We start from the raw sequence: 13,084 nt of genomic DNA on the forward strand, positions 1-13,084 counted from the left end.
CCCTGATGGCCGCCGAGCTCACCGTCCCCCAGCTGTCCGCCAAGCACCGGCCCACCCTGGACCAGGCCCTGTCGGCTATCCGCAGCCGCGCCTACTGGTCCCCGCATCCCGAGCACCCCAAGGCGTACGGCGAGACCGCCCCGGCCGACGGGCTCGCCGCCTTCGAAGCCGTCCGCGGCACCCGGTTCGACCTGGGCCAGCCCGGCACCGACGGCTGGACCGGCGGCGAGGTGTCCCCGTACGGCCCGGAGCTCGGCGTGGAGTACCCGCACGTGGACCCGGACGTACTGCTGCCCGCCATGAAGGCGGGCATGGCCGCCTGGCGCGACGCGGGCCCCGAGGCGCGCGCGCTGGTCTGCATCGAGATCCTGGCCCGCATCGGCGCCCGGACGCACGAGTTCGCCCACGCGGTCATGCACACCAGCGGCCAGGCGTTCATGATGGCGTTCCAGGCCGGCGGCCCGCACGCGCAGGACCGCGGCCTGGAGGCGGTGGCCTACGCGTACGAGGAGCAGACCCGCGTCCCCGGGCGGGCCGACTGGTCGAAGCCGCAGGGCAAGCGCGACCCGCTGGACCTCGGCAAGACCTTCACGGCCGTCCCGCGCGGCGTCTCCCTGATGATCGGCTGCAACACCTTCCCCACCTGGAACGGCTATCCGGGCCTGTTCGCCTCCCTGGCGACCGGCAACCCGGTGCTGGTCAAGCCGCACCCCCGGGCCGTCCTCCCGCTGGCGCTCACGGTCCGGGTGGCCCGCGAGGTCCTCACCGAGGCCGGTTTCGACCCGAACCTGGTCGCCCTCGCGGTGGACCGGCCGGGCGAGGGCATCGCCAAGACGCTCGCTCTGCGGCCCGAGATCAGGCTGATCGACTACACCGGCTCCACCGAGTTCGGTGACTGGCTGGAGGCCAACGCCCGCCAGGCGCAGGTCTACACCGAGAAGGCCGGCGTCAACACGGTGGTCGTGGACTCCACCGACAACTACAAGGGCATGCTGGCGAACCTCGCGTTCTCCCTCTCCCTCTACAGCGGCCAGATGTGCACGACCCCGCAGAACCTTCTGATCCCCCGCGACGGCATCGAGACGGACGCCGGGCGCAAGACGTACGACGAGGTCGTCGCCGATCTCGCGGCGTCGGTCGGCGGTCTGCTCGGCGACGACGCACGGGCCAACGCCCTGCTCGGCGCCCTGGTCAATCCGGACGTCAAGGCGCGGCTGGAGGCGGCGGCCGGCCTGGGCGAGGTCGCGCTGGCCTCCCGCGAGGTAGCCAACCCGGAGTTCCCGGACGCGGTGGTCCGCACCCCGGTCATGGTCAAGCTGGACGCGGCCAAGCCCGACGCGGACGCGGCCTACCTCTCGGAGTGCTTCGGCCCGGTCTCCTTCGCGGTGGCCGTGGACTCCACGGCGGACGCGCTGGAACTGCTGCGCCGCACGGTCCGGGAGAAGGGCGCGATGACGGTCGGGGCGTACACGACGTCCCCCGACACCGAGCGGGCCATCGAGGAGGTCTGCCTGGAGGAATCCGCGCAGCTCTCCCTGAACCTGACCGGCGGGGTGTACGTGAACCAGACCGCGGCGTTCTCGGACTTCCACGGCTCGGGCGGGAATCCGGCGGCCAACGCGGCGCTGTGCGACGGCGCCTTCGTCTCCAACCGCTTCCGCGTGGTGGAGGTCCGCCGCCAGGCGTGATCCCCTCGGACACGGCCTAAACCCTGGGCCCGCCCCAGTGGAAGAGAGCCATGGCGACGCTGGTCGCCAGGTTGTAGCTGGAGACCTGGGGGCGCATCGGCAGGGACACGAGGTGGTCGGCACGGTCCCGAAGCTCGGGGGAGATGCCGTGGCGTTCCGAGCCGAAGGCCAGCAGGGCGTCGTCGGGGAGGGTGAGGGCGCGGATGTCCTCACCCTCCGGGTCGAGCGCGTAGAGCGGGCCGGGCGGCAGCGTTTCGAGCGTGGTCCGCTCGACGGTGGTGGCGTAGTGCAGCCCGGCGCCGGCCCGGACCACGTTCGGGTGCCAGGGGTCGAGGTCGCCGCGGGTGACCACGCCGGTGGCGCCGAAGCCGGCGGCGAGGCGGACGACGGCCCCGACGTTGCCGAGGTTGCGCGGATTATCGAGCACGACCACGGGCGCGGGGCGCGGCAGGCGCTCCAGGGCCGCGAGGCCCGCCACCCGGTCGGGGCGCACGGCCAGGGCCGCGACCCCCGTGGGGTGCACGCGGGGCATCAGCCCGGCCAGCCGGGCCGGCCGCGCCAGCCGGGCCACGTCGGCCTCGATGTCCGGGGCGAGCTCCGCGGCCAGGGCCCGTACGGCGGCGGGGTCCTCGGCGAGCACCATCCGCACCTCGGCCCCGAACCGCAGCGCGTGCTTCAGCGCGTGGAACCCGTCCAGCAGGACCAGCCCCTGCCCGGCGCCTTCCCGCCACTGCCGCACGACCTCATCGGCACTCTGCCCTTCGCTCATGCCCCGACCCTACGGTCCGCCCCACGAGCGGACGCTGCGCGGGTGCGCCGGCGAGGCGGCGGGCGCCCCTGCGCGGCGCCCGGAAGCGCGGGCTCAGCCCACATCCAGCCCCGCCGGCGTCGAAGGCGCGGGGTCCGGGTCCGGGGCGGAGCCCCGATCTTCGAGCCCCGCCGGCGTCCGAGGCGCGGGGTCGGGGGCTGAGCCCCGAGAGGCGGGCCGCAGCGCGGCGACCCGGGAGCCCAGCCAGACCAGGAACACCGTCGGCAGGAACACCGCGTCGGCGGCGATCATCGCCAGCGAGAAGAACGGCAGCCCCAGCAGGACGGCGATCCCCGCGTGCTCCAGCATCATCACGGCCAGCAGCACGTTCTTGATCCGCCGGTTGAACACCGTGAACGGAAAGGCCACCTGCACGGCCACCGTGCCGTACGACAGCAGCATCACCAGCGTGCCGCTGCCGGCCAGCAGCGCGGACAGCCCGGGCCAGGGGGTGAAGTAGTCCAGCCCGAGCGGGTAGTACAGCGCCGTCCCGTCCTGCCACCGCGACCCCTGGATCTTGTACCAGCCCGCCGTCGCGTAGATCAGGCACACCTCCGCCATGATCACCAGCATCCCGGCGTTGTGCAGCAGGTTGGCCAGCACGTCCAGCGCCGCCCGCCCCTCCCCCCGGGGATCGCGCCGGTCGGCCAGCCACCACAGTCCGCAGACCACCCACACCGCGGCGAAGGCGGCCAACCAGCCGGGCCCGAACCGCCCGGTCACCGCCCCGTAGGCGAGGACCGCGCCCAGGACGACCCACAGCACCGGCCCGGCGGCCCCCGCGGCGGCCGAGCCCCGCAGGCGGGCGCGGCGCGCGTCCAGCGACCACACCTGCGCGCACCGGGTGAGCACCAGGTACAGGGCCATCAGGTGGATGACGTTGTCCCCGCCGTCCCCCATGAACACGCTGCGGTTCTGCAGCGAGAGCACCCCGACCGCGAACAGCACGGACACGGCCCTGGTCCGCCAGCCCAGCAGCAGCCCCGCGCTCGCCAGCACGGCGAGCGCGTAGACGGTCTCGAACCACACGGCGGAGTCCGACCACATCAGGATGGAGAACGCCCCGTTCGAGGCGATCAGCCGCTCCGCCAGCGCCCAGCTCCACGGCCCGTCCGGCCCGTAGAGCTCGTGGCGGTGGGGGAACTCGCGCAGCAGGAAGAAGAGCCAGGTCCCGGCGAACCCGATGCGGACCACGGCGCTCTGGTAGGGGCCCAGGGCCTGGCCGGTGACCTTCGCCAGCGCGGCCGCCGCCGAACCTCTCCTCACACCGTCCACCACGGCAGCTCCCGGTAGTACGTCTCGGTGTCGGTCGTCTCGCCGCTCCACTCCGGCGCGGCCACGGCCGTCGTCGCCGAGCGCAGCTGGACCCGAAGGAGCCGTCCGCCCGGGTGGTCCGGGGCGAGCCGGTCCACCGCTATCCGCCGCAGGTACTGCTCGGACAGCTCGCCGCGCTCGCCGTTCGGCCTGTTCTCGTCGTCGTGGGAGCCGGTGAAGAAGTCCCAGGCCCGGCGGAGCTCGTTCTGCTCGGTGTGGCTCGGCAGCAGGCTGTGGCGGATGGCCTCGCCGTCCTCGGCGCTCAGGTTCCGCCAGTCCGTGGTGACCAGCTCGCCGGCGGCCGTCCGTACCTGCGCGCGCGCGTGTACGGCGATGTTCTGCTGGAGGGGGTTGGGCGCGAAGAGCTTCCAGTTCTGTTCGAACTCAGGATAGATCCAGGCGTCGACCGTCCGCGCGTGCTGCCTGCTGAGCGTGTTGGACGGGGCGACGTGCAGGAAAACCAGCGCGAGGTGCGTGCAGGCGGCCACGCCGACGGCCCCCAGGGCGAGGGCGGCGAGCACCCGGTACGGGGTGGACAGGCCGGCGATTCCGGGGGCCCGCGGGGGCGCCGGAGCGGCCGCCGAAGCGGGTTCCCGCCCGTTCGCATCCATCCCGCCCCGATCGTCCGGCATCCACAGGGTTGACCTCAGAGGTTGACACCCTACGGGCCGCCGACCCACCATTGAAGAGGATGAACCGAACGATCGGTCGGTCGGGTGGAAGAACGGCTGGCCGGCCAACGCTGACAGGGGACCGGGATGGTGGCAGTGAGCCCGGAGACGGGGCCGGAGACGGCCCTCGGGACGGACGGGACGGACGGCGCGGGCATGGCCGGCGACCTCGAGGCACAGCTCAAGGCGGCCTTCGACGCGGCGGTCGCGGCGGAGGAGCGCGTGGAACCGCGCGACTGGATGCCGGAGGAGTACCGCGCCTCCCTCGTGCGCCAGATGGCGCAGCACGCGCACTCCGAGATCATCGGCATGCAGCCCGAGGCGAACTGGATCACCCGCGCCCCCTCGCTGCGCCGCAAGGCCATCCTGATGGCCAAGGTGCAGGACGAGGCGGGCCACGGGCTGTACCTCTACAGCGCCGCCGAGACCCTGGGCACCAGCCGCGACGAGCTGCTCGACAAGCTTCACGCGGGGAAGCAGAAATACTCCTCGATCTTCAACTACCCCACCCTGACCTGGGCGGACGTCGGCGCGATCGGCTGGCTCGTGGACGGCGCGGCCATCACCAACCAGGTGCCGATCTGCCGCTGCTCCTACGGCCCCTACGCCCGCGCCATGGTCCGGATCTGCAAGGAGGAGTCCTTCCACCAGCGCCAGGGCTTCGAGCTCCTCATGGCCCTGTCGAAGGGCACCGAAGCGCAGCACGCCATGGCCCAGGACGCGGTCGACCGGTGGTGGTGGCCCTCGCTGATGATGTTCGGCCCGCCGGACGACGAGTCGGCGCACTCGGCGCAGTCGATGGCCTGGCGGATCAAGCGGCACTCCAACGACGAACTGCGCCAGCGCTTCGTCGACATCGCCGTCCCGCAGGCCGAGGCCCTCGGCCTGACGCTGCCCGACCCGGACCTCAAGTGGAACGAGGAGCGCGGCCACCACGACTTCGGCGCCATCGACTGGACGGAGTTCTGGAACGTGCTGAAGGGCAACGGCCCCTGCAACGAACAGCGCCTGACCCAGCGGCGCAGGGCCCACGAGGAAGGCGCCTGGGTGCGCGACGCGGCCGCCGCGTATGCGGAGAAGCAGGCGGCACAGACCGCCGCACAGAACGAGGAGGCACGGGTATGACGCGCGATTGGCCCCTGTGGGAGGTGTTCGTGCGCTCGCGGCGCGGCCTGTCGCACACGCACGCGGGAAGCCTGCACGCCCCCGACGCGGAGATGGCGCTGCGCAACGCCCGCGACCTCTACACGCGGCGCAGCGAGGGCGTCTCGATCTGGGTGGTGCCCTCCACCGAGATCACCGCCTCCTCGCCGGACGAGCGCGACCCCTTCTTCGCGCCCTCCGCCGACAAGCCCTACCGGCACCCGACCTTCTACGACATCCCGGAGGGAGTGAGTCACCTGTGATCGGCACGGATACCACCGCGGCTGCGGCCCTCGCCCTCGGGGACGACGCGCTGATCCTCTCCCATCGCCTCGGCGAATGGGCGGGCCACGCCCCCGTCCTGGAGGAGGAGGTCGCGCTCGCCAACATCGCGCTCGACCTGCTCGGCCAGGCCCGCCTCCTGCTGACCATGGCGGGTGACGAGGACGAGCTGGCCTTCCTGCGCGAGGAGCGCTCCTTCCGCAACATCCAGCTGGTCGAGCAGCCCAACGGCGACTTCGCCCACACCATCGCCCGCCAGCTGTTCTTCTCCTTCTACCAGCACGAGCTGTACGGCGAACTGGCCGTCGGCGAGGGCCCCTTCGCGCCGCTGGCGGCCAAGGCCGTCAAGGAGACCGCGTACCACCGCGACCACGCCGAGCAGTGGACCCTGCGGCTCGGCGACGGCACCGCGGAGAGCCGCGAGCGCATGCGCGCCGGCCTGGACGCCCTGTGGAAGTACACCGGCGAGATGTTCCAGCCGGTGGACGGCCTCGACGGCCTGGACTGGGCTGCGCTGGAAGGGCGTTGGCTCACCGCCGTGGGCGGCGTGCTGGAGCGGGCCGGGCTCGCGCTCCCCGAGGGGCCGCGCACCGGCGCCTGGGCGGCCGGAGCCGGGCGCCAGGGACTGCACACCGAGCCCTTCGGCCGGCTGCTCGCCGAGATGCAGCACCTGCACCGCAGCCATCCGGGGGCGTCGTGGTGACCGCCCGCGGCGCGACGACCCGTCTGGAAGCCGAACTGGCTGAGCTGGCCGGCTCCGTCCCCGATCCCGAACTGCCCGTGCTCAGCCTGGGGGAGCTCGGCGTGGTGCGCGGGGTCCGGGTCGACGAGGAGGGCCGCGCCGAGGTCACCCTCACCCCGACCTACACCGGCTGCCCGGCGATCGAGGCCATGTCCGCCGACATCGAGCGGGTCCTGACCGGCCACGGCATACCCGAGGTCCGGGTCACCACCGTGCTGGCCCCGGCCTGGTCCACCGACGACATCAGCGCCGAAGGCCGCCGCAAACTGGCCGAGTTCGGCATCGCCCCGCCCCGCCCGCACGCCGCCGGCGGACCCGTCCCGCTGACGCTGTCGGTCCGCTGCCCGCACTGCGGATCGACCGACACCGAGCTGCTCAGCCGGTTCTCCTCCACCGCATGCAAGGCGCTGCGCCGCTGCACCGCCTGCCGCGAACCGTTCGACCACTTCAAGGAGCTGTAGATGGCCGCACCCCGCCACGGCGCGTTCCACCCGCTGACGGTGGCTGCGGTCGACCGGCTCACCGACGACTCGGTGGCGCTGACCCTGCGGATCCCCGAGGAACTGCGCGAGGAGTACCGGCACGCCCCCGGCCAGCACCTCACCCTGCGCCGCGTCGCAGCCCCCGAGGGCCCGGAGATCCGGCGCACCTACTCGATCTGCTCCCCCGCCCCGGCCACCGGCGGCCCGGGCCCCGCGCAGCTGCGGGTCGGCGTGCGGCTCGTGGAGGGCGGGGAGTTCTCCACCTTCGCGCACAAGGAGATCGCCGCCGGTGACGTGCTGGACGTGATGGTCCCGGCCGGGCGGTTCGTCCTGGACCCGGCCGCGGCCCCGGCCGCCGGGCACTACGCGGCGATCGTCGGCGGCAGCGGGATCACCCCGGTGCTCTCGATCGCCGCGAGCCTGCTGGCCGCCCGCCCGGACGCCCGGTTCTGCCTCGTGCGCAGCGACCGCACGGCGGCTTCGACGATGTTCCTGGAGGAGGTCGCCGACCTCAAGGACCGGTATCCGGCGCGGTTCCAGCTGGTCACCGTCCTGTCCCGGGAGGAGCAGGAGGCCGGACTGCCGTCCGGACGCCTGGATCGGGAGCGGCTTGCCGCCCTGCTGCCCGCACTGCTGCCGGTGACCGAGGTGACGGGCTGGTTCCTGTGCGGGCCCTACGGCCTGGTGCAGGGTGCGGAACAGACCCTGGGCGCTCTCGGGGTGGACCGGAGCCGGGTGCACCAGGAGGTCTTCCACGTCGAGGACGTCACGGTCCCGGCCCGCGCCGCCGCCACCGCCCCGGCCGCCTCCGACGGGCGGGTCACCGCACGCCTCGACGGCCGGTCCGGCACCTGGGCCGTGCGTGACGGGGAATCCCTGCTGGACGCGGTGCTCCGCAACCGCGCGGACGCCCCCTACGCCTGCAAGGGCGGAGTCTGCGGCACCTGCCGGGCGTTCGTGGTGTCGGGTGAGGTCAGGATGGACCGGAACTTCGCCCTGGAAGCCGAGGAGACGGAGGCCGGTTTCGTGCTGGCCTGCCAGTCCCACCCGGTGACGGAGGAAGTGGAGATCGACTTCGACCGGTAGCCGCGGCCCCGGCCCGCGCCGGGGCCCGGCCCCCACCGCTCCGCCGCCCCGCCGCCCCGCCGCCCCTGTCCATTTTCCAGAACCTGTTCTATCTTGACGCACCGTCAGATCAGAACGGGAGGACCGGCAGTGGACTTCACCTTCACCGAGGAGCAGCAGGCGGCCGTCGAGGCGGCCAGAGCCGTCTTCGCGGACGTCGCGCCCGACGGGGTGCCCAGCCCCGCGCTCACCCCCGGGGCCGTCGCCGACGACTTCGACCGGCCCCTGTGGGCCAGGCTCGCCGGATCCGACCTGCTGAGCCTGGTCATCGCCGAGGAGCACGGGGGCGCCGGACTCGACACCATCGCCCTGTGCCTGGTCCTGCGCGAGGCGGCGAAAGTGCTGGCCCGGGTTCCGCTGCTGGAGCACTGCGCCACCGCCATGGCCGTCCAGGCCCACGGCAGCCCCGAACTGGCCTCCGCCCTGCTGCCCGGCGCCGGCCGCGGCAGCGTCGTACTGACCGCCGCCGCGCACGGCCGCTCCGGCCACGACCCGGCCGAACTCGCCGTCACCGCCCGCCGCGACGCGGACGGCTGGCTGCTGGACGGGACGCAGACGGCCGTCCCCTGGGCGCAGAGCGCCGACTGGATCGCCGTACCGGCCCACACCGGCGAGGGCGCGGCCGTCCTCGCGTTCGTCGCCCGCACCGCCGAGGGCCTCGCCCTCGCCGAGCAGGTCTCCACCACCGGGGAACGGTTCGCCGAACTCGCCCTGGACGGCGTACGCGTGGCACCGACGCACCTCATCGACACCCCGGACGCCTGGGAGCGGCTGCGCCTGCTCCTGACCACCGGGACCTGCGCCCTCGCCCTCGGCCTCGGCGAGCAGGTCCTCACGATGACCAGCCAGTACACGGGCAAGCGCGAGCAGTTCGGCTTCCCGGTGGCCACGTTCCAGGCCGTCGCCGTCCAGGCCGCCGACCGCTACATCGACCTGCGCGCCATGGAGGTCACCCTCTGGCAGGCCGCCTGGCGCCTGGACGCCGCGACCGGCGGCGCGGGCGGCCCGCTGCCGCTCGCCGGGGACGTCGCGGTCGCCAAGATCTGGGCCTCCGAGGGAGTCCGCCGGGTCGTGCAGACCGCCCAGCACCTGCACGGCGGCTTCGGCGCCGACACCGACTACCCGCTGCACCGGTACCACGCCTGGGCCAAGCAGCTGGAGCTCCAGCTCGGTCCCGCCGCCGTGCACGAGGAGGCCCTGGGCGACCTGCTGGCCGCCCACCCGCCGGCCTGACGGGATAACGGCCGGCGGCCGACATGCCGTCGGCTGACGGCTGACGGCTGACGGCTGACGGCTGACGGCTGACGGCTGACGGCTGACGGCTGACGGCTGACGGCTACAGCACGATGGCCGGGGTCCCGTCGTCCGTCACCATCGGGCGCCCGGCCCCGTCCCAGGCCTGCATGCCGCCGTCGATGTTCACGGCGTCGATGCCCTGGCGGACCAGGTACTGGGTCACCTGGGCGGAGCGCCCGCCGACCCGGCACATCACGTGCACCCGGCGGCCGTCCGCGGCGGCCTCGGTCAGCTCGCCGAAGCGGGCCACGAAATCGCTCATGGGGATGTGCAGGGCGCCCTCGACGTGGCCGGCCGCCCATTCGTCGTCCTCACGGACGTCCAGGACAAAGCCTTCGGAGGGCACCGCGGCGGCGTCCACCGAGGGAAGCGGTCCGAAGTTCATGCGTCGCCTTCTCTCATCACAGGTCCGACTCCCAACCTAGCGGACAGCGCCGGAAGCCGGCCGGTACGCCTCATCCCGCGGCCAGCGCCTCGGCCAGTTCCGCCTCGCGCTCGGAGACCTGCGCCAGCAACTGCTCGGCGATCTCCTCCAGCAGCCGGTCCGGGTCGTCGGGCGCCATCCTCAGCATCGACCCGATCGCACTGTCCTCCAGCTCCTTGGCGACCAGCGCCAGCAGCTCCTTGCGGCGCGCCAGCCACTCCAGCCGGGCGTAGAGCTCGCCGCTCTCCTCCGGCTCCGGACGCTCCGGCTCCGGACCGGCCGCCCACTCCTCGGCCAGCTCGCGCAAGCGCTGCTCCTCGCCCCGCCCGTAGGCCGCGTTCACCTGCGCGATGAAGGCGTCGCGGCGCGTCCTCTCGGCCTCGTCCTGCGCGAGGTCCGGGTGCGCCTGGCGGACCAGCTCCCGGTAGAGGCGGCGGACCTCCTCCGAGGGCCGCACCCGCTCCGGCGGCCGCACGGGCCGGTCCGTGAGCATCGCGCCCGCGTCGTCGGAGACCCCGTCCGCATCCATCCAGTCGTGGAACAGCTCGTCCACCCCGGGCATCGGCATGACCAGCCCGCGCGCCTCCCGCGCCCGGCGCAGGTCCTCGGGATCCCCGGTGCGGGCCGCCTTGGCCTCGGCGATCAGCGCCTCCAGCTCATCGAGCCGCGTGTACATCGGGCCGAGCTTCTGGTGGTGCAGGCGGGAGAAGTTCTCCACCTCGACCCGGAAGGTCTCCACCGCGATCTCGAACTCGATCAGCGCCTGCTCGGCGGCCCGCACGGCCCGCTCCAGGCGCGCCTCGGGGCGCTCGTCGTCGGGAACTGTGTCTCCGGTCTGCTCGCTCACCCGGCCAGCCTACGGCCCGCGGCGCCGGGCACCCCCGCACGGGCCGGACCGCTCACCCCCGGCGGACCCGCACGGGCCGGACCGCTCACCCCCGCCGCCCCCGCACCGGCCGGACCGCTCACCCCCGGGCCCCGGGGGCCCCGACCCCTCACACCCCGGTCTCCGCCGCGATCCGCCCGCCCCGTACCGCGGCCACCAGATCGGCGTGGTCCGCCTCGGTCCGGTCCGCGTAGGCGACGGCGAAGGCGGCCATCGCCTCGTCCAGTTCCTCGTTCTTGCCGCAGTAGCCGGCCAGCAGCCGCGGATCGACGCTGTGCGCGTGCGCCCGGGCCAGCAGGGCCCCGGTCATCCGCCCGTAGTCGTCGAGCTGCTCGGCGGTCAGCGCCGCCGGATCCACGCTGCCCTTGCGGTTGCGGAACTGCCGCACCTGGAAAGGCCGCCCCTCCACCGTGGTCCAGCCCAGCAGGATGTCCGACACCACCTGCATCCGCTTCTGCCCGGCCACCACCCGGCGCCCCTCGTGCTCCTCGGGCGGCGACACGAAGCCCAGCGCGGGCAGGTGCGGCAGCAGCACGGAGGGCCGCGCCTCCTTGACCTGGAGCACCAGCGGCTCGCCCTGGTGGTCCAGCAGCAGCACCACGTACGAACGGGTGCCGACGCTCCCCGTCCCCACCACGCGGAAGGCCACGTCGTGGATCGCGTACCGGGCCATCAGCGGCAGCCGGTCGGCCTGGAGCGTGCGCAGGTAGGGGCCCAGCGAGGCCGCGACCGCCGCGGCCTCCGCGTCCCCGACCCGGCGCAGCACGGGCAGCGCGTCCACGAAGCGGCAGCCGCCGTCGGGTCCCGGCTCGGTCGACTTCGCGGCGAACCGCGCGGAGGTGTTGTTGCGGGCCTTCTCCGAGACCTTCTCCAGGATGCCCAGCAGGTCGCGGGCGTCGGTGTGCGAGACCAGCTCCTCGTCCGCGATGGCGTTCCACGCCTCCAGGGCGGGCAGCCGCGCCAGCAGCCGCAGGGTCCGCCGGTAGGCGCCCACCGCGTCCAGCGCGGCCGCCCGGGAGGCGTCCTCGCCCGCGCCCGAGACCCGCCCGGCCAGCACCAGCGAGGTCGCCAGCCGCTTGAGGTCCCATTCCCACGGGCCGAAGACGGTCTCGTCGAAGTCGTTCAGGTCGATGACCAGCCGGCCCCGCGCGTCCCCGTAGAGGCCGAAGTTGGCCGCGTGCGCGTCACCGCAGATCTGCGCGCCGATCCCGGTCACCGGCCCGCCGGACAGGTCGTGGGCCATCAGCCCGGCCGCCCCCCGCAGGAACACGAAGGGGTTCGCGGCCATCCGGCCGACGCGTATCGGCGCCAGGTCGGCGACCCGGCCGGCGTTGGACTCCTCCACCGCCCGCACCGCGTCCGGCCGGTCCGACGGCGCCGCGAAGCCGGCGTGCGCCGCCCGCGGCACCCGCCGCCGCAGCGCCCGGCCCTCCTGCTTGGGCGAGCCGTCCGCCACCCGCGGGGCGAACCCCGCCACCTCCGGGATCCGCTGTCCCGCCACCGCAGCCATGCGCGCCGCCCCCGCCCCGTACGTCGATCACCCGCGAACGGGCTGACCGTACCTACAGCCCGGCGTCTCTGGCCAGCAGGGCGGCCTGCACGCGGTTCTCACAGCCCAGCTTCGCCAGGATCCGGCTCACGTACGTCTTCACGGTCGCCTCGCTCATGTGCAGCCGCCGGCCCGCGTCCGCGTTGGACAGCCCCTCGCCCAGCAGCGCGAGCACTCCGCGCTCGCGTTCGCTCAGCTCCGCCACCCGCCGCCGGGCCCGTTCGCCGCGCGCCGCGGCCCTGCCCGACGCCAGCTGGTCGACCACGTGCCGGGTCGCCGCCGGAGAGAGGTAGGCGTCGCCCGCCGCGGCCGCCCGTACGGCGCCGATCAGCTCGCCCGGCGCCGAGTCCTTCAGCAGGAAGCCCGCGCCGCCCTCGCCCAGCGCCCGCAGCACGTTCTCCTTCTCCCCGAAGGTGGTCAGGACCAGCGCCCGCGCCTCCGGGACCGCCCGCCCCAGCTCGCCGAGCGCGGTCAGCCCGTCCATCACCGGCATCTGGATGTCCAGCAGCACCACGTCCGGTGCGTGCGCGCGGGCCAGGTCCACCGCCTCCCGGCCGTTCGCCGCCTCCGCGACGACCTCGATGTCCCGTGCCGAGGTCAGGATCATCCTGATCCCCGCCCGGATCAGCGGCTCGTCGTCCGCGATCACCACGCGGATCACTTCGGCTGTCACC

At 73.9% G+C, this 13,084-nt stretch carries 14 protein-coding genes; 7 read left to right on the top strand and 7 right to left on the bottom strand.

Annotated features, from left to right (window positions below):
• Positions 1-5 precede the first annotated feature (5 nt).
• The gene (paaN, locus tag AC07FY_RS11485; protein ID WP_479003957.1) at positions 6-1,688 is read left to right on the top strand and encodes a phenylacetic acid degradation protein PaaN; all 1,683 of its coding nucleotides are present in this window, start codon (positions 6-8) and stop codon (positions 1,686-1,688) included.
• 16 nt (positions 1,689-1,704) lie between these two features.
• Here paaN and AC07FY_RS11490 read toward each other — a convergent pair whose 3' ends face one another.
• The 3 genes from AC07FY_RS11490 to AC07FY_RS11500 form a co-directional block, all read right to left on the bottom strand.
• The gene (locus tag AC07FY_RS11490; protein WP_479003960.1) at positions 1,705-2,457 is read right to left on the bottom strand and encodes a TrmH family RNA methyltransferase; all 753 of its coding nucleotides are present in this window, start codon (positions 2,455-2,457) and stop codon (positions 1,705-1,707) included.
• A gap of 93 nt (positions 2,458-2,550) precedes the next feature.
• Positions 2,551-3,762, bottom strand: a complete 1,212-nt coding sequence (locus AC07FY_RS11495) for an HTTM domain-containing protein (protein WP_479003963.1) — start codon at positions 3,760-3,762, stop codon at positions 2,551-2,553.
• Positions 3,759-4,421, bottom strand: coding sequence for a DUF5819 family protein (locus AC07FY_RS11500; protein WP_479003966.1), 663 nt, complete (start codon positions 4,419-4,421; stop codon positions 3,759-3,761). Before AC07FY_RS11500 ends, AC07FY_RS11495 begins: the two co-directional genes overlap by 4 nt.
• Before the next feature lie 147 nt (positions 4,422-4,568).
• On the opposite strand from AC07FY_RS11500, the gene paaA reads away from it, so the two are divergent.
• From paaA to AC07FY_RS11530, 6 genes are all read left to right on the top strand, one after another.
• On the top strand, positions 4,569-5,606 hold the full coding sequence (paaA, locus tag AC07FY_RS11505) for a 1,2-phenylacetyl-CoA epoxidase subunit PaaA (protein ID WP_479003968.1): 1,038 nt from the start codon (positions 4,569-4,571) through the stop codon (positions 5,604-5,606).
• Positions 5,603-5,887, top strand: a complete 285-nt coding sequence (gene paaB / locus AC07FY_RS11510; protein WP_479003970.1) for a 1,2-phenylacetyl-CoA epoxidase subunit PaaB — start codon at positions 5,603-5,605, stop codon at positions 5,885-5,887. Before paaA ends, paaB begins: the two co-directional genes overlap by 4 nt.
• Entirely contained in the window at positions 5,884-6,609 is a 726-nt protein-coding gene (gene paaC, locus AC07FY_RS11515; protein ID WP_479003973.1) for a 1,2-phenylacetyl-CoA epoxidase subunit PaaC, read from the top strand. The genes paaB and paaC overlap by 4 nt, the downstream gene beginning before the upstream one ends.
• Positions 6,606-7,109 (top strand): 1,2-phenylacetyl-CoA epoxidase subunit PaaD, encoded by a 504-nt coding sequence (paaD, locus tag AC07FY_RS11520; RefSeq protein ID WP_479004536.1) that lies wholly within the window; start codon positions 6,606-6,608, stop codon positions 7,107-7,109. Before paaC ends, paaD begins: the two co-directional genes overlap by 4 nt.
• On the top strand, positions 7,110-8,216 hold the full coding sequence (locus tag AC07FY_RS11525) for a 2Fe-2S iron-sulfur cluster-binding protein (protein WP_479003976.1): 1,107 nt from the start codon (positions 7,110-7,112) through the stop codon (positions 8,214-8,216).
• A 129-nt stretch (positions 8,217-8,345) separates the two neighbouring features.
• A complete protein-coding gene (locus AC07FY_RS11530; RefSeq protein WP_479003979.1) occupies positions 8,346-9,488 on the top strand; it encodes an acyl-CoA dehydrogenase family protein in 1,143 nt (380 codons plus the stop codon).
• 103 nt (positions 9,489-9,591) lie between these two features.
• Here the strand turns inward: AC07FY_RS11530 and AC07FY_RS11535 are convergent, their stop codons facing one another.
• The 4 genes from AC07FY_RS11535 to AC07FY_RS11550 all read right to left on the bottom strand — a co-directional run bounded on the left by AC07FY_RS11535 (position 9,592) and on the right by AC07FY_RS11550 (position 13,083).
• Positions 9,592-9,936 (bottom strand): rhodanese-like domain-containing protein, encoded by a 345-nt coding sequence (locus AC07FY_RS11535; protein ID WP_479003982.1) that lies wholly within the window; start codon positions 9,934-9,936, stop codon positions 9,592-9,594.
• A 70-nt stretch (positions 9,937-10,006) separates the two neighbouring features.
• Positions 10,007-10,822 (bottom strand): J domain-containing protein, encoded by an 816-nt coding sequence (locus tag AC07FY_RS11540; RefSeq protein WP_479003985.1) that lies wholly within the window; start codon positions 10,820-10,822, stop codon positions 10,007-10,009.
• Positions 10,823-10,970: 148 nt separating this feature from the next.
• Complete coding sequence (locus tag AC07FY_RS11545; protein WP_479003988.1) at positions 10,971-12,371, bottom strand: DUF2252 domain-containing protein; 1,401 nt, start codon at positions 12,369-12,371, stop codon at positions 10,971-10,973.
• 52 nt (positions 12,372-12,423) lie between these two features.
• A complete protein-coding gene (locus AC07FY_RS11550; RefSeq protein ID WP_479003990.1) occupies positions 12,424-13,083 on the bottom strand; it encodes a response regulator transcription factor in 660 nt (219 codons plus the stop codon).
• Position 13,084: the final 1 nt, after the last annotated feature.

It is taken from the genome of Streptomyces sp. NPDC045967 (assembly GCF_056430495.1).